Here is a 19,667-nt window from a genome sequence, read left to right as displayed (position 1 = left end):
CGCGGCTGGGAGGTCAGCCCCTCCAAGGTGGGTTACCCCCTCCAAGGTGGGTTTCCCCCTTCGTCTAACAGGGCGCGAACCCCGCCAGGCGAGGTTGAGCCCACGGTTCTTGGCAGGCAAACACCAGCCGAACCCACCGATGACGCCCTCGTACACGCGAGACGCGGACCTCCACCACTACCGAACCCGCCCCGAGGCCCCGACACTCCGAAGGGAAGCGTTTGCTCGCGAGGTTCGATAGTGGTGGCCGTCCGCCCCTGCGCGGCTTTCGCCATGCAGGTCCGCTACCGACTGCCTGATCCCCCGCGGGCCGACCAACACCAGACGCGGTTCCCAGCCGGGACCACGCGCTCACCTTCGCTTTGGGGTTCGCAGCCGAAAGTGTGGCGCTCGGCACGGGTTTGGCGACGTCGGCGGCTTGTCCAGGCTGGCGATCCGCGCTGATGGTCACTCCAGGAAGGGCCCGATCACCCGCCGGAGCGCCAGAGCCGACGAGGCGCATCGCAGCAGACTCACCAGCCGTCCGGCGGGTGCTCTGCCCTCACCAGCACAGGCGTCTATCCGCAAATGCAGCCCGCGTAGCGCAGCGGAGCAGGCGTCGCGAGCCGGCACACCCCGCATGAGCAGCAGCGCCAGCCATCTACCTGCGATGCAGCGGGCGGAGCGCAGCGGAGCGGGCGTCGCGGGCCGCCGGCACGCGCCACCTTTCACGAGCGCCGGCGCCTACCGTCCATCCGCGATGCAGCGGGCGTAGCGGAGCAGGCGTCGCGAGAGGTGGTCAGCGGGTCCGATTGAACCGCCTGGTCAGCTGCCGGAAACCGGAACGTGAACGACGTCCAGAGCCGAGCGCGCCAGTCGTAGCCGTCGACCCAGTACGAGGCGGTAGCGCGACGTTTCAGATCAGCCGGGTGCGGCTGCCGGCTCGTACGTCGGGCACGCGAGGCTGCCATAGGCCTGCTGCGTCTTCGGCTCCTGGCAGACGTTCAGTGCTGCCTCCGCGGACTTGAATGGGCCGAGGTAGACCACCCACGCACCGGTCTCCGCCTGGAGGTTGCTGTTCGCCACGCCTGGGTACTGCCCGTTGAGCAGCATCGCCCTGGCCGGTACGCCGGCCGCGATCATCTTGCCGGCGAGCTGCTTGGCGAGCTGGTCGGCTTCCATGCCGGCGTCGGTCGGGTACTTGTCGATCACTGCGATCCACTGGCCGCGCCGGAAGACGGGCGACTGCGGGCCAGTGTTCGGCGTGGTCGTGGTCGCCGCGGTGGTCACGGGAGCGACGGGCGGCTTGCGATCGGCCTTGACGGTGCTGGCCGCCGGGGCGGGGTTCCCGCTGGGGCTCGCCGAGGCTGGCGGAGCCGAGGTCTGCGGGGCCACGACGGGCGGCGGGTTGTCGCTGGTCTGCGGGGTCGACGATCCGCCGTTCGTGAGGATGAAAGCAAAAGTCGCGACCATCGCGGCACCCGCGACGATCGCGGCTCCGACCGCGCTGTGAGACCGCTTCGATTTCTTCCGGGCAGACCGTCCCGCTGCACGCGTCGCCGCCCGCCGTTCGGCGCGTTCCGCTTCCCGCTCGAGTTGGGCTGCAGAGACATCCTTCGTCGGTACTGCGCGTCCGGCACGGGCAGCTACCCGGCTGTCGCCGCCACTGCGCAACGCCCGGCCGCCGGCACGGGTCCGACCTGTCCGGTCATCCACGTGTGTCACGACAAAGGCCCTCTCCATGTCTGGCGGGTGAATAATCCCGGTCAGCTTAATCCGAGCAGCCGCAAAAGTGAGCCCTTGTCACGTGGTGAGAATCTCGTTGTGGGACGGCAGTTCGCGGGCTGCGACCGGTCCACGACAGTGCGCTACCATTCAATTGTTTGAATGTCACCGGTAGCGCATGCGCTACCACTGTCCGGGTGTGCGGGCGATGGTGCCGATTACCCACGGGAGATTGCATGGCGTCAATGCCTAACCAATCGGAGGGGTAAATCGCTGATGAGAACCAAGTTTCTGATCGCAGTACTGATCCTGGCCTTGGTCCCGATGGCGCCCGCGGCGGCCGGCCGTGGATCGACGCTGCAGCACGATGCCGACGCGATCCGCGCGGTCGGCGTGACCGGAGTACAGGCGCGGACGACGATACCGGCCGGGTCGCGGACCGCTGTCAGCGGAGTGTCCGACCTCGCCACGGGCCGGCCGGTCCGGGCAGAAGGCTACTTCCGGATCGGCAGCACCAACAAGACGCTCGTGGCGACGGTGGTGCTGCAGCTGGTCGGCGAGCGACGGATGAGGCTGGACGATTCGGTCGAGAAATGGCTGCCTGGATTCGTCCGGGGCAATGGTTATGACAGCGACCGGATCACCATCCGGCATTTGCTCCAGCACACGGCCGGGATCTACGACGGGAACTTCCCGGCCATCGACAATGCCGAGCAGTATTACCAGCGCCGGTACCTGACCCGCTCCGAGGAAGAGGTGGTGAAGGCCGGGCTGCGCCATCCGCCGGACTTCCAGCCGGGCGAGGGCTGGGCGTACTCCAACACCGGGTACAACATGGTCGGTCTGGTCATCGAGGCGGTCACCGGCCGGGCGTGGTACGCCGAAGTGGAGCGCCGGATCATCCGCCCGCTCCGGATGCACCACACTTACTGGCCTGGCAGGGACCCGCGGATCCGTGCACCGCACGCCAAGGGCTACACCAGGTTCGCGGCCGGGGAGCCGTACACCGACACCACCGAGCTGATCGACGCCGACGCATCCGGCGGCTTCATCTCGACCTTGGCCGATCTCGACGCATTCCAGCGGGCCCTGTTCGGCGGGAGGTTGCTCCGCCCCAAGCAGCTTGCCGAGATGACCCGCACGGTCGAGGTGAATGGCGAGGTCATCGAGCCTTGGAAGGGCGCCCGGTACGGCCTCGGCCTCTTTTCCCGGGACCTGTCCTGCGGCGGCACGATCTGGATCCCAGGCGGCGACCAGATCGGCTACCGCACCCGCCTGGGCATCACACGGGACGGTCGCCGCAGCGCGGTGGTGGCGATGGCGTCACAGCTGTACGACTCGATGGAGGTCATCTTCGCGCAGGAAGGCGCGTCGGTGAAGCTGATCGACAACGCCATCTGCCCCAGACGCTAGGTGCCGGACGGAATCCCGTCCGCTCTCGGCGCCGGGCGGGTGTCCAGGCAGTCGTCCAGCCAGGTCTCGACGTCGACCTCGGCGTTCAGGATGTGGTTCACGTACGACGCCCGCTCGTGGCTGAGGACTTCCTGTTCCCAGACGCAGGGCGCGACCCCGATCGGAGACGGGCGAAGGTCATCGACCTCGATGCCGCTGAAGATGCTCAGCCGCGACTGGAAGTCCTTCGCCCAGCTCTGAACGACCAGGTAGATGCCGTCGTCACCCAGGTGCAGGACCACGACGGCGAGCCCGACGGCGCCCATCGCGTCGTCGAACTCCAGTTGCCGGGTGGCGGTGGTCCTGGCCGCCGCCACCATCTGGTCGTCCCAGGATCGCCCTCGCGCGGTGATCACGTAGGGCTTGACCAGCCGCCCGGTGAACCGCCACGGCATCAACGGCGTGACCGGCCGCGGCCGGTAAGCCTCGGCCAGACCCGTCAGGGCCACGGCCGAGGCGCCGGCTAACGCGGGGTCGGAGCCCATCAGGCGAGGGCGTCGAGTCGCTGGGCCTCCAGCGCACGAACCAGGTCGGCGCGCGCCTCCCCGACGTACCGGAGTGTCGGTGCGTCGACCGATTCGGCCTCGGTGTCGAGCCAGCCGGTCAGGGCCTCCAGCGTGGACTCCTCTGGCAGGCCGCGCGGTGACAGGTAGACCAGCACGTTCTCACCCATGGACGAGCCGAGCCGGGTGTAGACGTCCTTGGCGGCGGTCAGGTACTTGCCGATGTACGGGCGGAGCAGCTCCTCCTGGCCTGGCTGCTGGAAGCCCAGGATGGTCCGGAACTGGGTCTCGTTCGGGGTGTCCTCGGACTCCACCGCGATCTGCCAGGCGTCGGCCTTCGCCTCGGCCGTCGGCCGCGCTGCCCGCGCCTGGGCGGCGCGCTCCTGACCGGTGATGGTGGTGTCGCGGGTGAGCTCGTCGTCGATGCCGTCGGCATCGATCCGGCCCAGCCGCGCGAGCGCCACGATCAGCGTCCAGCGCAGGTCGTTGTCGGCCACCAGCCCGGTCGGCAGGTCGGTCCCGTCCAGCCATGCGGCCAGCCGGTCCGCGCCGGCGGCGGAGAAGACACCGGCGATGTAGGCCCGCGCGAACGCGAGCTGGTGGTCGCTGCCCCGTTCGGCGTCCGCGAGGAGCTCGGCCAGGGTCTGCTCGTACTGCGCCCGCAGCTCGGCCCGGTGCTCCGGAGCCGCGTAGCTGTTGATCGCGGACGTCGCCTGCGCGAGGAGCGACCGTACGCCGGTCAGGTCGGTCTCGGCGCGGATGCCGCGCAGCACGATTCCGGCGTACTGGCTGGCCGGCATCTCGGCGTCGCGGGTCATGTCCCAGGCGGCACCCCAGGCCAGCGCGCGGGCCAGCGAGTCCTTGAGCTGGTCGATCGACTCGACCAGCGTGAGCCGGGACCGCTCGTCCAGCCGGATCTTCGCGTAGGTCAGGTCGTCGTCGTTCAGCAGCACGAGGTCGGGCTGGGTCGCGCCGACCAGCTCGGCCAATTCGGTCCGCGGGCCGTCGATGTCGACCTCGAACCGCTCGGTCCGGACCAGGCCCTCGTCGGTCAGCCGGTACAGGCCGACTGCGAGCCGGTGCGGCCGTAGCGTCGGGTGGTCGGCCGCCGCGGTCTGCTCGATCGCGAAGCTGGTGAACGCGCCCTCGGCATCGACTGTGCTCTTGTCGACGGTAAAGGCGGCGCGCAGCGTGTTCACGCCCGCGGTCCGCAGCCACCGCTCGGTCCAGTCGTCCAGGTCGCGCCCGGACGCCTTCTCCAGCGGCTTGAGCAGGTCGGCCAGCTCGGTGTTGCCGAACGCGTGGTCGGCGAAGTACTCCTTCAGCGCGGTGATGAAGGTGTCCTCACCGACGAACGCGACCAGCTGACGCAGCGTCGAGGCGCCCTTGGCGTAGGTGATGCCGTCGAAGTTCACCTCGACCGCGTGGAAGTCGACCATGTCCGCGGCGATCGGGTGCGTCGAGGGCAGCTGGTCCTGCCGGTAGGCCCAGTTCTTCCGGGCGTTGCAGAAGGTCGTCCAGGCGCCGGCGTACTTCGTGGTCGCGGTCGCCTGGGCCCAGTGGCTGGCCCATTCGGCGAACGACTCGTTCAGCCACAGGTCGTCCCACCAGGTCATCGTGACCAGGTCGCCGAACCACATGTGCGCGAGCTCGTGCAGCACGGTGTTCGCGCGGCTCTCCAGCTCGGCGTGGGTGGTGCGGCTGCGGTAGATGTACTCGTCGCGGATGGTCACGCAGCCCGCGTTCTCCATCGCACCCATGTTGTACTCCGGCACGAAGGCCTGGTCGTACTTGTGGAACGGGTACGGCGTACCGAAGGCGCGCTCGAACAGCTCGAAGCCCTGCTTGGTCACCTCGAACAGGTCGTCGACGTCGAGGGAGTCGGCCAGCGACGGGCGGCACAGCAACGACATCGGGTAGGTCCCGTTCGGGCCCTCGTACGCATCGGTCACCACGTGGTACGGGCCGGCCACGACGGCGGTGATGTAGGTCGACATCCGCTCGGTCGGCGCGAACCGCCAGGTCGCGAAGGCCTCGCCGTTCGGACCCTTGTACGGCGTGGGCTCGGGCGTTGGCGCGTTGGAGATGACCACCCAGCGGGCCGGTGCGGAGACGGTGAAGGTGAACGGGGCCTTGAGGTCGGGCTGCTCGAAGGTGGTGAACACGCGGCGCGCGTCGGGCACCTCGAACTGGGTGTAGAGGTAGGTCTCCTTGTCGGCCGGGTCGACCGAGCGGTGCAGCCCTTCACCGGTGCGCGAGTAGATGCAGTCCGCGACCACCACGAGCTCGTTGCGTTCGGCCAGCCCGTCCAGCTGCAGCCGCGCGCCGTCGTACACGCTGTCCGGGTCGAGCGAGCGGCCGTTCAGCGTCACCTCGCGCACGGTCGCCGCGATCAGGTCGGCGAAGGTGCTCGCGCCGGCTTCGGCGGCGAAGCTGAGGGTGGTCGTCGACGCGAACGTCGCGGCACCGCTGGCGGCTGTGGTCAGGTCGAGCTCGATCGCGTAGCTCACGTCACTGACCAGGCCGGCGCGGATACGCGCTTCATTGCGCGTCAGGTTGGTTCCAGGCATGTCGGCATCCTATGCACCTGGATGGTGGGATGGCCGAGGGTTTCCCCGCGACTTGCGCAACCTCCGCGAAAGCGTTGTCAGAGCTTGATCCGGTGTTGGCCGAGGGTGATCGGCCGCTGCCCGGCGGTGATCAAACCGGGCCGTTGAGTGTCCGGGGTACGAGACGCCACGCTGGCCGGCGTGCGTAATGATTTCAGTTTGTACGATCGAAACCATGACCCCCACTGCTGATTTCTGGTTCGACCCGGCCTGCCCCTGGGCCTGGATGACGTCTCGCTGGATGCTCGAGGTCGAGCAGGTCCGGGACGTGAAGACCGCCTGGCACGTGATGAGCCTCGCGATCCTGAACGAGGACCGTGACGAGCACGACGCCAACTGGCAACGCAAGCTCGGCGTGGTCCGGGTACTGATCGCTGCCGAGGAGGCGCACGGCAACAAGGCGCTCCTGCCGCTCTACACCGCACTCGGCAACCGCATCCACGTCGAGGGCCGTGGCATCCGCGGCGACGGCGTACTCGAAGAGGCTCTGGCTGAGGCCGGTCTGCCGGCTTCGCTGCTGGAGGCCGCCGGCACCGACCGGTACGACGACGCGCTGCGCAAGTCCCACCTCGAAGGCATGGAACTGGTCGGCATGGAGGTCGGTACGCCGGTCATCGCCGTCGAGGGCTCCGCCTTCTTCGGCCCGGTCGTCACGCCGGCGCCGAAGGGTGAAGAGGCAGGCAAGCTCTGGGACGGCGTCCGGCTGGTGGCAGCCACCGACGGCTTCTTCGAGCTGAAGCGAACGCGGGACCGGGATCCTTCGTTCGACTGATCCTGCGGTTCATTCTGGTCTGGTTCTGGACCTCAGGCTTCGAACTCGCTGACAAGGGTTGAACGTTCCAGCGAACCACGCGAAGGTTACTCACCAAGTTAATCGTTCAATGGTGAGTAGGTTGCCTGATGAAGCTTCTGCGCAGTGGTCTGAGCGTGATGCTGGCTGGTTCGAGCGTGATCTGGATGACGGCCTCGGTCACTCCGTCGTGGGCGGCGACCTCGTCGGCCACGACGGCCGAAGCGGTCGTCGTCCCGCCCGGCGTCACCGCGGGCATCGCGGTGTTCGACCGGCAGACCGGCCAGTTCACCGACGTGCTCAACCCGGATCTGCAGTTCCGGTCGGCGTCGGTGGTGAAGCTGCTGCTGGTCCTCGACTACCTGTGGGACCGCGGGCCGGAGTACGACGTCCCGCCGGCTGACCGCGCCCGGCTGGAGGTCATGCTGCGCAGCAGTGATGACGATGCCGCGAGCTATTACTGGGACCACCTCGGCGGCTCGGCGATCGTCGACAGGATGGTGGCGCGGCTCGGCCTGACCCACACGGAGGGGCCGCCCGCCACCCACCCGGGCTTCTGGGGGTACGCCGCCTTCACTGCCGCCGACACCGTGCGGATCTACCGCTACCTGCTCGACGAGGCTCCGGAGCCCGTGCGGACCTTCGTGATGGGCAACCTGCACCAGGCGACCCGCTACGGCACCGACGGCTTCGACCAGTACTTCGGGATCTCGTCGGTCTTCGATCCTGCCTTCGCCATCAAGCAGGGCTGGTCGGGCTTCCCCAGCTCCAGCGGGTTCGGCTCGGACAAGAACAAGCCCAAGGACGCCGCAGTGGACCTCACCAGTGAGGCTCTGCACACCACCGGGACAGTAGGCATGGGGGATCGGACCATCGTCGCGGTCTACACGCTGCACCCGAACGGCACGGGGTACGGGCAGGCCTACAACAACGTCACCCGGCTGACCAGGACGCTGAACGTGCCGGGCGGGGTGAAGTCGCCGGGGACCTGGGTGACGACGACTGGCTCCGGTCTACGGGTCCGGAGCGCGCCGAACACTTCCGGCGGCGTCCTCGGCACGCTGCCGTCAGGGGTCGACGTACTGGTGTCCTGTCAGAAGAAGGGGGAGCTCATCGACGCTCCGCCACGCAGTAGCGACTGGTGGGCCTACCTGCCGAAGTACGACGGCTACGTCACCAACGTGTACGTCGGCACCGGCGGCCCGAAGCTCCCCGGCGTCCCAGACTGTCACTGACACCTGCGAGACTTCAGGCCATGCGAGTGCACATCGGCTCTGACCACGCCGGCTTCGAATTGAAGAACCACATCGTCCAGCACCTCACTACTGCGGGGCACGACGTTGTCGACCACGGCCCGGCCGTTTACGACGCCGTTGACGACTACCCGCCGTTCTGCCTGCGGGCGGCCGAGGGCGTCGTCGGCGACGAGGGCAGCCTCGGCGTCGTGATCGGGGGATCGGGCAACGGCGAGCAGATCGCCGCGAACAAGGTGAAGGGCGTCCGGGCCGCGCTGGCCTGGAGCACCGAGACCGCCGAGCTCGGCCGGCTGCACAACAACGCGAACGTCGTCAGCGTCGGCGCGCGGATGCACTCCGAGGCGGAGGCCACCTCGTTCGTGGAGGTCTTCCTGTCCACCGCGTACTCCGGCGAGGACCGGCACACTCGGCGGATCGACATGTTGTCCGCCTACGAGGAGACCGGCGAACTGCCGCCGCTGCCTTCCTCCTGACCCTTCCCATCCTTTTCGTGCTGCTGTTGCTGTTCCTGCTGTTTGCGCGCCGGCCGGTCGGGAGTGCGCGGCCTGGAGACATCCCGGGCCCGCATCGAACGGCCGGTGCCGACAACCGCCGGAGTAGGCGCCCCGCTCCGGCCCTTACCTGCTGACGTCAGACCCATAAGAGGAATCATGCCCGAAGGTCACACCCTGCACCGGCTGGCGAATGATGTCTGGGACTCCTTCGGCGGTCGCGTCGTCCGCGCCTCCAGCCCGCAGGGCCGGTTCGTCGAGGGCGCCACGCTGCTCGACGGGCATGTCCTGCGCGGGACCGAGGCCCACGGCAAACACTTCCTCGCCGACTTCGAGGGCGCCGGCTGGCTGCACATCCACCTCGGCCTGATCGGCAAGGTCGACTTCGGCCAGATCGAGGCCGGCGACGGCGCGCCGCAACCGGTCGGCCAGGTCCGGCTCAGGCTGCGGAACGCAGCGGCGTACGCCGATCTGCGCGGCGCGACGGTGTGCGAAGTACTGACCGACGGCGAGCGTGAGGCGCTGATCAAGCGCCTGGGATCGGACCCGTTGCGCGACGACGCGGACCCCGACCAGGCCTGGAAGCGGATCCACCGCAGCAAACTGCCGATCGGCCAGTTGCTGATGGACCAGGAAGTGTTGAGTGGCGTCGGCAACGTCTACCGGGCCGAGGTGCTGTTCCGCGCCAAGCTGCACCCGAAGACCCCCGGCCACCTGGTCAAGAAGAAGGAATGGCAGGGGATGTGGACCGACCTGCTCGAGCTGATGAAGTACGGCGTCGAGACAGGCCGGATCGACACCGTTGCCGACGACCACACTCCCGAGGCGATGGGACGCGATCCACGCCGCGACGACCACGGCGGTGAGGTGTACGTCTACCGCCGCCAGGGCCAGAACTGCCACGCCTGCGACTCGGTGATCCGGACCGAGATCCTGGCCGGACGCAACCTTTTCTGGTGTCCCAGATGCCAGCGCACCGGACTGACCCGCCGGCCGCGCTCGTGACGGCCCCGCTCCTGACGGTCTCAATCGAGAATCGACTGCAATCAAGTTGTGACAATGTGATGCGCGGACCGGATGGTGCCGTTATCTTCTTCTCACCATGAGTAGTGGCGGTGGCGGCAACGCAGTGGTGCGACGAGTCGGCAGGCGGGCCGAATCGTTGCTTCGGCGCGCGCGCCGATCGCACCAGCTGGCCTTCGTGGGTCTGCTGGCGTTGACGGTCACGGTCAGTTCCGCCGCGTTGGCGATGCCCTCCTTCATACCCACCAGCGTGCTGGTCATACCTCTGCTGCTCGGTGGATTGCTGCTGAGGTTCAGATCGCTGGTCGTGCTGACCCTGTTCGCGCTGATCCTCGGCGCGTTCGTCGTGTCCGACCGCGCGGCCGGGCTGCCGAAGACCGGGTTCGTCGTCGTCCTCGGCGTGATCGCCTGGATCGTGCTGACCGGCGCCAAGGTGCGCAGCCGGCTCGGTGTCCAGGGAACTCGCGGCGAGACGATGCTGATGGAGTTGCGCGACCTGCTGACGGCCCAGGGGGAGCTGCCCGACCTGCCGGCCGGCTGGCGGGCCGAGCAGGCGATCAGATCGGCCGGCGGAGCATCCTTCTCCGGCGACTTCGTGGTCTCGACGACGAGAGCCGACGAGGTCCTCGAGATCGCCTTGGTCGATGTCTCGGGCAAGGGAATCGATGCCGGAACCCGCGCACTGCTGCTGTCCGGGGCCTTCGGCGGGCTGCTCGGGGTGGTGCCGGTCGAGGAGTTCCTGCCGGCGGCGAACCATTATCTGCGCAGACAGGACTGGAACGACGACTTCGCCACCGTCGTGCACGTCGCGGTCGACCTGCGAACCGGCGATTTCGAAGTACGGACCGCTGGGCATCCGCCGGCGATCCAGTTCGACGCGTGGTCGGGGCGGTGGCAGACGCGGGACGCCGACGGGCCGTTGCTCGGTCTGGTCGAGACGCCCGAGTTCGTGGTGAATCGCGGCCAGCTGAAGATGGGCGACGCGCTGTTCCTCTACAGCGACGGGATGGTGGAGACGCCCCGTCGCGACATCGAGCGCGGTACGGACCGGCTCGCCGGTCATGCGGAGCGCCTGGTCGCCCACGGCTTCCGGGGCGCCGCGCTCGAGCTCGTCGACGAGATCGGCGGACCGGGCGACGACTCCGCCATCGTGGTCGTCCACCGCATGACCAACCCGTCCGAATCGCCGGACAGCGCGCTGGCCCGGCCGAAGCTCGCGGACAAACTGCAACGCCGCAAGACCGCGATGCTTCGCTACGCCCGCTGAGGGCGCGCATACTGCCGGAGAGACACCTATTGAGGCCAGGGACTCTTCGCTCGAACGGGGCAGTGCCGTGATCGCTAACTCGGCCAGGACGTTGTCGCTGCTACTGATCGTCGTCCCTGCCCTGCTCGCGCTCGGCGCGCAGACCGCGAGTGCCGACACTCCGCCTCCGACGCCGCCTGTCTCCGAGACGCCTTCGCCGACGCCCACACCGACCTCCACACCGACCGAATCGCCGTCGAGTACGCCGCCGGCCACGCCTCCCACTACTCCGCCTCCCACTACTCCGCCTCCCACCACTCCGCCTCCCACCACTTCGCCGACGGCATCACCCACTACGCCATCAGCCACGCCGTCTCCTTCGACCGCGGCTCCATCGGCTACGCCCTCGACGTCACCGTCCAGTACTCCGTCCGCCACGCAGTCGGCAGCCGTTTCGACCACTGCGCCGCCTCGACGCGACAGACGAGTTGCCCCGCCGCCGCGGAGCGCAGTACGGGACACCACGCCCGCGCCCAGTCCTCCGAGCCTGCCGGCGGCGACTGCGGGCGGAGTACAGGTTGATGGTGTTGCCCTGGTCAGCTCCGCGCCGGTGCAGCCGATCGGCATGCTGGGCGGGATCCTGCTGGCCGTGGGTGGGTTGCTGATGGCAACAGTTGCGATCGGCTCGCTCAGGCGCCGGGGCAGGCACAGTTGAAAATGCACACAGCGTAAGTAAGTTGGGGGTCTGCTGATCGAATCGTTACGATCAGTAGTTGACTGAGGCAACGATCCGCGCCTACCTTCCAGGGAGGACCTCACTCCTTCTCCTGATCCGAGGCGTTGTCATGATCGCTTTGTCGGGTAGTCGCAGTCGTATGGCCGGGTGGGTAGCCGCCGCTGGGGCGTTCTCGCTGGTGCTGGGTAGTGCCGTGCTGGTCGCTCCAGGAGCCCAGGCGGCCGATCCACCGGGTAACAACGGCACGATCAAGATCGAGGGCGTCGACATCGGCAGCGGGCCGCCGGACAACAACCCGCATCAGGGCTGCACGTTCACCGTCGAGTTCTACAACTACGACAAGAACCCGGCCTATTTCGCCAAGGTGACCTTCGAGGACCAGCCACCCACCGCCGACGGTGGGCTGCAGGTCGTGTCGGGTGACCTGACGCCCTTCATCGGTGAGGATGCGGCCAGCGGTGGCAACGACCTCGACGCCAAGGTGACCTACACGCTGAAGTTCACCGGCGATCCGCATCCGGTGCAGGGGTACCACGTCAAGATCACCGTCGAGGCCGACGGGTCGCAGGGCGCGGACAAGAAGCACAAAGTGTTCTGGGTCGAGGGTTGCACCACGACGACCCCGCCGACCACTCCGCCGACGACACCTCCCACCACGCCGCCGACTACCAAGCCGCCGACCACCAAGCCGACGAAGCCTCCGACCACCAAGCCGACCAAGCCGCCGACGACTCGGCCGACCAAGCCGACGAAGCCGCCCGTGACGCACCCGACGACGGCTCCGGAGACCAGCGTCCCGGTCGCAACGACCTCGGCACCGGTGCCGCCGGCCACGGGAATCCCGACCGAAGTGGACGCCGGTCTCGGCAGCGACCCTGCCACCCGGGGTTCGTCGGGACGGATGAACACCGTCGGAGGGATCCTGCTGACGTCCGGCGGACTCCTGCTCGCCCTCGGTGCGGCTCTGGTCCTCAGGCGCCGTGGCAAGCACAGTCTCTGACGAACCATCGGTAACTAGCGAGGTATGAGGTGACAGTTGGGCGGCGGCGTGGGAGGGGTGCGCCGCTTCGGGGGAACAGTTCGCTGGCGATCGTCGGGCTTGGCCTGGCGATCGCGGGCGGCTGTCTCCAACTCACCGACGGCCCGAGCGACGCCGTACCGAGTCCGGTGGAGTCGCAGGCATCCGCCCCCGAGCCGCCTGGTGGCCTGCCGGTACCTCGAGTCGTGGTGAGCAAGTCGCGGGCCGGTGCTCCGACGACGGCAGTTCCCGTCGCTCGGCCTGGAGTGCCTTCAGTGGTGGCGATCCAGCGGCTGGGCGTGAGTGCGCCGGTGGTGGCCATCCGTGCCGAGCAAGGTTCGCTGACGCCGCCGGGGAATCCGCGGAAGGTGGGTTGGTGGTCGGAAGGGGCGCTGCCGGGAGCCGCCCAGGGCTCGGCGGTGATCACCGGGCACACCGTCCACGACGGCGGCGGTGCCTTCGACGATCTGGAGCAGCTTCGCGCTGGGGACGTTGTCGTGCTGAGCACCTCGCGAGGCACGGTGAACTATCGGGTGACCGGCGTAACGACGTACCGGAAGCAGGCGTTTGCCCGGAGTGCTGCCGCTGTCTTCGACCAGAGCGGTCCGGGTCGGCTGGTACTGATCACCTGCGAGGACTGGAACGGCAAGGTCTACCTGAGCAACGTCGTCGTGGTCGCCCAGCCGATGGCGTAGCCTGCTCGGTCGTGACGATCGATGGGGTGGACAACCTGGATGGTGCCGACCGGAGCGCGCCGGACGTGTCGTTCGACGAACTGCTGGCGATGACGCCGGAGCCGCTGCGTGAGGTGTTCCCGCAGACGCACTGGCAACTGGGCAAGCTGTGGGCGCTCGACCTGCGGGTCGAACCGGTCGAGGTCGCCGACCTGCTCTGGATGTTCGACCTGCCGCTGTGGCAACTGAACGGCGAACGCTTCAAGGTCACCCCGAACCAGGTCGCCGCCACCCCGATGAACTACCGCCCGCACTACGAACGCGTGATGGACGCCGACCTCGACTTCCCCATCCACCTGGTCGCCTACCGCGGCCGCCTGGTCGTCCTCGACGGACTCCACCGCCTCCTCAAAGCCCACTTCCTCCGCCGCCGCTGGATAGAAGCCAAAATCGCCACCGCCACCCAACTCCAGGAATGCACCGCTTAGACGGTGAACAGCTGAAGCTTGACGCCGATCGACGCCGCGAGGTGGCTCAGGTCACCGGGGTCGCTGGTGACGACCGAAGCCTGATACTGCACGGCTGTCACCACGACGATCGCGTCCACCACGTCAGCTGTGCCGGAAGCTTTGCAGACGACGCCGGCTGCACGGCCAATCCGCTGGTCGTCCGACAGGATGTCGCAACCTTTGAGCAATCGGGAGATCTGAGGTTGAGGTCGCCGGAGCCGAGGAGGATTTTCGCCGCGGGCGGGCGTAATTTCCTCCTCGGTCGGTGTCTCTCGCGGTGTTGCCGGGTCTCCGGTCAGCTGCGTGCGCAGCCGTCCACGCCTTCGCCACGGCGGACGCATGGTCGAGCAACGTGGAGGAGTGGCAGATGGCCCGCGTGAAGGATTTTTGCCACGGAGCGGCAAAAATCCTTCACGCCGAGGTCCGGGAGGTCTCAGCCGGCGTCGTCGAGTAGCGAACGTGCGGCCCGTCGCCTGAGCTCAAGCCTGAGGCGCAGGCCAGAGGGACACGCCTGATGTCCAAGGCTGACGCGCAAACCTGATGTGCGAGCGACGGCTTGCGCGTCGCCACCAAGGGTTTCTAGATCCGGCCCATGGAGAGCATCGAACGCGAGGTGGACGTCGAGGCGCGACCTGAGCTGGTCTGGACGGCGCTGACCCAACCCGAGCACTTCGCCACCTGGCCCTGGCACGCGTTTCGGCGGTGCCGAGTTCGAGTTGCGGCCCGGTAGATCCCTGGTGATGCGCTGGGACGAGCACGGCGAGTACCGCGGTTTCGTCGAGAAGGTCGAGCCGGGTCGGCGCTTCGCCTACCGGTACGCCGTCGACCCGGATGTCGATCCAGTATCGGGCAACTCGAACCTCGTCGAGTTCACCCTCACCCCCGAGGGCGAGGGCACGCGATTGCCTGTGGTGGAGAGCGGCTCGACCGCCTCGACGCGTCAGCCGAAGTACAGGTCAAGCATGCCGACGATGCCGCGCAGGGCTGGGACGGCGGTCTCGCGGCGCTGGCCGAGTTGGTGCAACGAACGTGAGTACTGCGGAAGTGCTGACCGCACTCGCCGACCCCAGTCGCCGCCGCCTGGTCGAGATGCTGGCCGGCCAAGGCGCCCGTACTGCGACCGCTCTCGCCGTGGAGCTGCCCGTCACCCGGCAGGTCGCGGCGCTCTGGGGTCAGCGACTCGCAGCGGTCAAGGAACTGGCCGAAAGTCTGCGAGAATGATGACATGTCATCTGTTGAAGAGTATGCGCCCAGTCCGACCGGTTGGGTCCGGAACGCCGTCGCCAAGATCGAGGCGGCGGGGGACACCAAGGCCGGCCAGTTCAACAGCAGCCAGCCGGTTGTCCTGCTGACCATGCGTGGCGCCAAGACGGGCAAGCTCCGCAAGGTGCCGCTGATGCGCGTCGAGCACGAAGGCAGCTACCTCGCGGTCGGCTCGGACGGCGGCGCCGCGAAGCACCCGGTCTGGTACTACAACCTCATCGCCGACCCCAAGCTGACCGTCCAGGACGGCACCGAGACGCGCGAGATGGTCGCCCGCGAGCTCACCGGTGACGAGCGCGCCGAGTGGTGGGTGCGGGCCGTCAAGGTCTTCCCCAACTACGGCGAGTACCAGCTGAAGACCGACCGGCTGATCCCCCTCTTCCTGCTGGAGCCGATGCAGTAGTAGCTCGACGCGACACACTGGAGACCGCGGATTGGTATGCGGTCTCCAGGCAAGCACCCGCCTTATGAGACGCTGACGGCGCGAGGTCGTGTTGGCAAGCTCTGTGCGTGCTGCGCGGCACTCGGCACGGCACCTCGGCGCACTGGAGCAAAGGCCACGATGGAAAAACATCGAGGCCTTCACTCCAGCACACCGAGCTACCGCACCGAGCACCTGCTCGCGACTGCACAGAGCTTGCCAACACGACCTGATCCGACGCGTGGCGTCGGCCGAGTTCTGGGAGTTCTCCTGACCACACACGACGCGGTGCGGGAACCGTTCGTCGGGTCGACGCGACTGCGTCTGGCCGGACTTGCACTGCACGCCTATACCGCGAGCGGAACGGTGCTCGCGTTGCTGATCGTGATCGCGGCGATCGACGGGGACGCCGTCCGGGCGCTCTGGCTCGGCCTGGCCGCGCTCTGGATCGACGGCACCGACGGGATGATCGCGCGCCGGCTCCGGGTGAAGGAGACGATCCCCTGGTTCGACGGCGCGATGCTCGACAACATCGTCGACTACCTGACGTATGCGTTCGCGCCGATCGTGTTGCTGTGGACCGGCGGCTACCTGCCGAACGGCTTCATCGGTGCCGCGCTGGCAGCGCTGCCACTGCTTGCCTCCAGCTACCAGTTCTGCCGCACCGACGCGAAGACCGACGACCACTTCTTCCTGGGCTTCCCGAGCTACTGGAACGTGGTCGCCTTCTACGTCGTGGTGCTCGGCCTCGGCCCGACCGCGACCGGCGTGATCCTGCTGACCTGCTCGATCCTGGTCTTCGTCCCGGTCAAGTACGTCTACCCCTCGCGGACCAAGGTGTTCCGGTCGATGAACCTGATCACCACACTGATCTGGCTCGCCGCGTACGCCGTACTGCTGGCCCAGATGCCGAATCCGAGCCCGATCGTGGTGGCGATCTCGCTGGCCTATCTCGTGTACTACGGGGGACTCAGCCTGTACCTCACGTTCTGGGCTCCCCGGCGCAAGGTTGCCTAAGTGCTACTTGGTCTAGCCGCTGCTCTGGGTGCCGCCGTTCTGTTCGGCATCGCCGCGATCCTGCAGGCCGTCGGCTCGCGCAACGTGCCGACCGGCTCGGAGCTCGACCCGCGCCGGCTGGCGGGTTTCGTCGTCGCGCTGTTGCGGCAACCGGCCTGGCTCGGCGCGCTCGCGCTCAACTTGGCCGGCTTCGGGCTGCACTTCGTTGCCCTGCGACTGCTTCCCCTGTACCTCGCTCAGGCCGGCATCGCGGCGAGCCTTGTCGTCACCGCGTTGCTCGCGACCCGGTTGATGAGCGACCAGCTGAGCGCGATCGAGTGGTCGGCCGTGGTCGGCGTCTGCGTGGGACTCGGGTTGCTCGCGGTGTCGGCCGGCGATGCGGGCGAGAGTGCTCGCCACCACGGCCTGACGGTCGGGCTGATCGTCGGGCTGATCTGCATCGCAGTACTGGGTGGCTTTGCGAGTCGCTCCCAGCACGCGAGCGTGACGGCGGTGCTCGGCCTGCTATCAGGTCTTGGGTACGCCGGAGTCGCCATCTCGGCCCGGATGCTGGATGACAGCTCGATCGGCGCGCTGTTCCAGAGCCCCACGACGTACACGCTGCCCGTCTCGGCCGCACTCGCCTTCCTGCTCTACTCGCTAGCCCTGCAACGCGGTTCGGTGACGTTGGCAACCACACCGATGATCGCGCTGCAGACGATCGCGCCGGCCGCCGTCGGCGTACTGGTCCTCGACGACGCAGTCCGCGACGGCTGGTACGCCGGTGCGCTGGGCGGCTTCGTCGTGACCGCGATCGGCGCTCTCATCCTGGTCCGCTTCGAGAGCGTCAAGGACGAGGTCACCGAGCCGGCCACTTCCACGGCGGCTCATCCAGAGGGCCCTGACCCTCGATAGTCGTCTGCCCGAACTCCTTGACCAGCTCGATGGTCTGGAGGTCCACCTTGGTCTCGTCGGACCCGGCCTGAAGCGCTGCCAGGAACGGGCGCGAGTGGGTGACGACGATGACCTGGGTGTTCTTGGCGGCGGTGACCACGAGGTTGGCCAAAGCGGGGAGCAGGTCCGGGTGGAGGCTGGTCTCGGGTTCGTTGAGGACCAGGAGAGTGGGCGGGCGCGGGGTCAGCAGGGCGGCGACCCAGAGCAGGTACCTGAGCGTGCCGTCGGAGAGTTCGGCTCCGGACAGCGGGCGGAGTAGACCGTGCTGGTGGAAGGCGAGCTCGAACCGGCCGCCGTTGTTCTGAATGGCCAGTTTGCTGCCAGGAAAGGCCTGCTCGATCGCGTGGTCGAGAGCGCCGGGCGCGCCGATCTCCCTGACCGTCTGGAGAGCGGCGGCAACGTCAGCGCCCTCCGGCCCGAGCACCGTCGTACGGGTTCCTATCTGTACTTGTCTGGCCGGCGCGTCGGCGTCGGTCCGCAGGTGGTCGTAGAACCGCCATGAGCGCATCCGCTCCCGCAGGCTCAAGAGTTCCGGCGCGCGATCCGGGTCGGCGTACTCGCTGAGCATGCTGTCGAAGGACTGCAGCTGATGCCCGCTGTCACGCCACTTTCCGTCGTCATCGCGGATTCGCACGGCACCGTTCTTGCGTTCAGCCAGCAAGGCAGCCGGCCGCAGGAACGGCCCGGCCCACAACACCTCACTCTTGATCTCCGGATCAAGCGCGAAAGCGGACCTGCTCGGCATCGGCAGCCCGAGATCCATCGCATACCCGTAGTCCTCGGACGCGAACCCCATCCGCAGGCTGACAGCCTTGGTCCGCACCGTCCCCTGGATCGGTCGCTCACCCCGCCGGACAGCCTTCGACACGTTCTCCGGCCCGGCCCACAACGTCGACTGCAACCCACCTTCCCGGGCCAATGCGGCCACGGCGCCATTGCGCGAAGCGTCCGCCAGCAACCGCAAAGCCCTGTACAGACTGGACTTCCCGGTCCCGTTCGACCCAGTCACCACGTTGAACCGCCCCAACGGCACCACCAGCCGTAACAACGACCGGTAGTTCTCAATCGCCAACGCAGTCAACATGCGGCCAACGTAGCCGCCGCCTCCGACAGGTGCCTGAGGACTTCCTGCAGCAGTGGAGAGTTCTGGCCACCCTCTTGTACTGCGGCGAAGAGGTGCCGTTGGGGTTGTTGGGTGGCTACTGGGCGGACGGCCAAGCCGGGTGGGAGGTTTCGCTGGGCTAGCCGGGGGAGGAGGGTCACGCCGTGGTTGTGGGCAACTAGTTGGGTCACGGCCAGCCAGTCGTCGACCTGGTGGCGGATGTCCGGGGTGAAGCCGGCGGCCGCGCAGGCGGTGGCGGTGATGGAAGCGCAGCAGCCGCCGGGGGAGCCGGTGATCCATTGGTCCGTGGCGAGGTCGCGGAGGTTGATGCTGGCGTCTGCGGCGTGCTTGTGATCTGCCGGTACTGCGACGTCCAGTACGTCGGCTCCCAGGTCGACCCGGTGATAGCGCGGATCGCTGACCGTCGGGGAGCCGTCGAAGGCCACCGCGATGGCTACGTCGAGGCGACCCGCGTCCAGTTGGTCGAAGAGCTCGGGCGGCTCGCTCTGGCGGACCGAGACGACGAGGTCGGGGAAGTCGGCGGCCAAGCTGTCCAGGGTCGTGGGCAACAGACCTGCGAGCGCAGTGGAGAAGGCGCCGATCCGGACTGTGCCGCGGAGCGTCTCGTCGAAGGTCTGCAGGTCGTGGCGGGCGTGCTCGAGGTGCGCGAAGACTGCGTCCGCGTGGCTGAGGAGCGCCTCGCCGAGCGGGGTCAGGGCGATGCGGCGCCCGTCCTTGCGAGTGACCGGGAAGCCGAGGTCGTGGGAGAGGCCGGCGAGTTGCTGGGAGACTGCCGAGGGCGTCAGGTGCAGCGCCTCGGCGGTGGCCGTGACCGTGCCACGTTCGCGGAACTCCCGCAGGACGCGGAGTCTGCGAAGATCATCCATGAAGTCGTGGCTTAACGGTTTCATGCATAAAGA

The 19,667-nt window shown here is 67.9% G+C and carries 21 protein-coding genes and 1 pseudogene; 16 read left to right on the top strand and 6 right to left on the bottom strand.

Annotated elements, in window-relative coordinates:
- Nucleotides 1-900: 900 nt before the first annotated feature.
- Nucleotides 901-1,695, bottom strand: coding sequence for an SPOR domain-containing protein (locus tag A3ES_RS0134795; RefSeq protein WP_026163481.1), 795 nt, complete (start codon nucleotides 1,693-1,695; stop codon nucleotides 901-903).
- A gap of 285 nt (nucleotides 1,696-1,980) precedes the next feature.
- Here A3ES_RS0134795 and A3ES_RS0134790 point away from each other — a divergent pair, with 285 nt between their 5' ends.
- Complete coding sequence (locus A3ES_RS0134790) at nucleotides 1,981-3,117, top strand: serine hydrolase domain-containing protein (protein WP_020391468.1); 1,137 nt, start codon at nucleotides 1,981-1,983, stop codon at nucleotides 3,115-3,117.
- Here the strand turns inward: A3ES_RS0134790 and A3ES_RS0134785 are convergent.
- Together A3ES_RS0134785 and pepN are read right to left on the bottom strand one after the other, a co-directional pair.
- Entirely contained in the window at nucleotides 3,114-3,641 is a 528-nt protein-coding gene (locus A3ES_RS0134785) for a hypothetical protein (protein ID WP_020391467.1), read from the bottom strand. The genes A3ES_RS0134790 and A3ES_RS0134785 overlap by 4 nt on opposite strands.
- Nucleotides 3,641-6,229 carry an aminopeptidase N gene (gene pepN / locus A3ES_RS0134780; RefSeq protein ID WP_020391466.1) on the bottom strand — a complete coding sequence of 863 codons (2,589 nt, stop codon included), beginning with the start codon at nucleotides 6,227-6,229 and terminating at the stop codon, nucleotides 3,641-3,643. Before pepN ends, A3ES_RS0134785 begins: the two co-directional genes overlap by 1 nt.
- 214 nt (nucleotides 6,230-6,443) lie before the next feature.
- Here pepN and A3ES_RS0134775 point away from each other — a divergent pair, with 214 nt between their 5' ends.
- The 9 genes from A3ES_RS0134775 to A3ES_RS0134735 all read left to right on the top strand — a co-directional run bounded on the left by A3ES_RS0134775 (nucleotide 6,444) and on the right by A3ES_RS0134735 (nucleotide 13,990).
- Nucleotides 6,444-7,040: a mycothiol-dependent nitroreductase Rv2466c family protein gene (locus A3ES_RS0134775; protein ID WP_020391465.1), complete on the top strand. Its 597-nt coding sequence runs from the start codon at nucleotides 6,444-6,446 to the stop codon at nucleotides 7,038-7,040.
- Nucleotides 7,041-7,168: 128 nt separating this feature from the next.
- Entirely contained in the window at nucleotides 7,169-8,293 is a 1,125-nt protein-coding gene (locus A3ES_RS0134770; RefSeq protein ID WP_020391464.1) for a hypothetical protein, read from the top strand.
- Nucleotides 8,294-8,313: 20 nt separating this feature from the next.
- Entirely contained in the window at nucleotides 8,314-8,787 is a 474-nt protein-coding gene (locus A3ES_RS0134765; protein ID WP_020391463.1) for a ribose-5-phosphate isomerase, read from the top strand.
- 177 nt (nucleotides 8,788-8,964) lie between these two features.
- Complete coding sequence (locus tag A3ES_RS0134760) at nucleotides 8,965-9,810, top strand: Fpg/Nei family DNA glycosylase (RefSeq protein WP_020391462.1); 846 nt, start codon at nucleotides 8,965-8,967, stop codon at nucleotides 9,808-9,810.
- Nucleotides 9,811-9,907: 97 nt separating this feature from the next.
- A complete protein-coding gene (locus A3ES_RS0134755; protein ID WP_020391461.1) occupies nucleotides 9,908-11,095 on the top strand; it encodes a PP2C family protein-serine/threonine phosphatase in 1,188 nt (395 codons plus the stop codon).
- A gap of 67 nt (nucleotides 11,096-11,162) precedes the next feature.
- Nucleotides 11,163-11,789 (top strand): hypothetical protein, encoded by a 627-nt coding sequence (locus A3ES_RS54525; RefSeq protein ID WP_083933891.1) that lies wholly within the window; start codon nucleotides 11,163-11,165, stop codon nucleotides 11,787-11,789.
- Between the two features lie 160 nt (nucleotides 11,790-11,949).
- Complete coding sequence (locus tag A3ES_RS0134745) at nucleotides 11,950-12,810, top strand: hypothetical protein (protein WP_020391459.1); 861 nt, start codon at nucleotides 11,950-11,952, stop codon at nucleotides 12,808-12,810.
- A gap of 29 nt (nucleotides 12,811-12,839) precedes the next feature.
- Nucleotides 12,840-13,523 carry a class F sortase gene (locus A3ES_RS49465; RefSeq protein ID WP_237745145.1) on the top strand — a complete coding sequence of 228 codons (684 nt, stop codon included), beginning with the start codon at nucleotides 12,840-12,842 and terminating at the stop codon, nucleotides 13,521-13,523.
- Between the two features lie 11 nt (nucleotides 13,524-13,534).
- On the top strand, nucleotides 13,535-13,990 hold the full coding sequence (locus A3ES_RS0134735; protein WP_237745144.1) for a hypothetical protein: 456 nt from the start codon (nucleotides 13,535-13,537) through the stop codon (nucleotides 13,988-13,990).
- Here the strand turns inward: A3ES_RS0134735 and A3ES_RS0134730 are convergent.
- A complete protein-coding gene (locus tag A3ES_RS0134730; RefSeq protein WP_020391456.1) occupies nucleotides 13,987-14,199 on the bottom strand; it encodes a hypothetical protein in 213 nt (70 codons plus the stop codon). The genes A3ES_RS0134735 and A3ES_RS0134730 overlap by 4 nt on opposite strands.
- Nucleotides 14,200-14,603: 404 nt before the next feature.
- Between A3ES_RS0134730 and A3ES_RS54520 the strand changes: the two genes are divergently transcribed.
- From A3ES_RS54520 to A3ES_RS0134700, 6 genes and pseudogenes are all read left to right on the top strand, one after another.
- Nucleotides 14,604-14,741 (top strand): SRPBCC domain-containing protein, encoded by a 138-nt coding sequence (locus tag A3ES_RS54520; protein WP_020391455.1) that lies wholly within the window; start codon nucleotides 14,604-14,606, stop codon nucleotides 14,739-14,741.
- 10 nt (nucleotides 14,742-14,751) lie between these two features.
- Nucleotides 14,752-14,895 (top strand): annotated as a pseudogene (locus tag A3ES_RS57275) (SRPBCC domain-containing protein); the annotation flags it as partial.
- A 145-nt stretch (nucleotides 14,896-15,040) separates the two neighbouring features.
- The gene (locus A3ES_RS49460; protein WP_020391454.1) at nucleotides 15,041-15,232 is read left to right on the top strand and encodes a helix-turn-helix transcriptional regulator; all 192 of its coding nucleotides are present in this window, start codon (nucleotides 15,041-15,043) and stop codon (nucleotides 15,230-15,232) included.
- A gap of 4 nt (nucleotides 15,233-15,236) precedes the next feature.
- Entirely contained in the window at nucleotides 15,237-15,677 is a 441-nt protein-coding gene (locus tag A3ES_RS0134710) for a nitroreductase family deazaflavin-dependent oxidoreductase (RefSeq protein WP_020391453.1), read from the top strand.
- Between the two features lie 306 nt (nucleotides 15,678-15,983).
- Nucleotides 15,984-16,712: a CDP-alcohol phosphatidyltransferase family protein gene (locus A3ES_RS0134705; protein ID WP_020391452.1), complete on the top strand. Its 729-nt coding sequence runs from the start codon at nucleotides 15,984-15,986 to the stop codon at nucleotides 16,710-16,712.
- Nucleotides 16,713-17,606, top strand: coding sequence for a DMT family protein (locus tag A3ES_RS0134700; RefSeq protein WP_020391451.1), 894 nt, complete (start codon nucleotides 16,713-16,715; stop codon nucleotides 17,604-17,606).
- Here A3ES_RS0134700 and A3ES_RS0134695 read toward each other — a convergent pair.
- Both A3ES_RS0134695 and A3ES_RS0134690 read right to left on the bottom strand, forming a co-directional pair.
- A complete protein-coding gene (locus A3ES_RS0134695) occupies nucleotides 17,551-18,729 on the bottom strand; it encodes an AAA family ATPase (protein WP_020391450.1) in 1,179 nt (392 codons plus the stop codon). The genes A3ES_RS0134700 and A3ES_RS0134695 overlap by 56 nt on opposite strands.
- Nucleotides 18,723-19,658 (bottom strand): LysR family transcriptional regulator, encoded by a 936-nt coding sequence (locus A3ES_RS0134690; RefSeq protein WP_026163480.1) that lies wholly within the window; start codon nucleotides 19,656-19,658, stop codon nucleotides 18,723-18,725. The genes A3ES_RS0134695 and A3ES_RS0134690 overlap by 7 nt, the downstream gene beginning before the upstream one ends.
- Between the last annotated feature and the right edge of the window lie 9 nt (nucleotides 19,659-19,667).

It is taken from the genome of Kribbella catacumbae DSM 19601 (assembly GCF_000372465.1).
In the GTDB taxonomy this organism is placed as follows: Bacteria; Actinomycetota; Actinomycetes; order Propionibacteriales; family Kribbellaceae; genus Kribbella; species Kribbella catacumbae.
The sequence above is the reverse complement of the archived record's forward strand: the minus strand, read 5'-3'. Positions and strand labels throughout refer to the sequence as shown.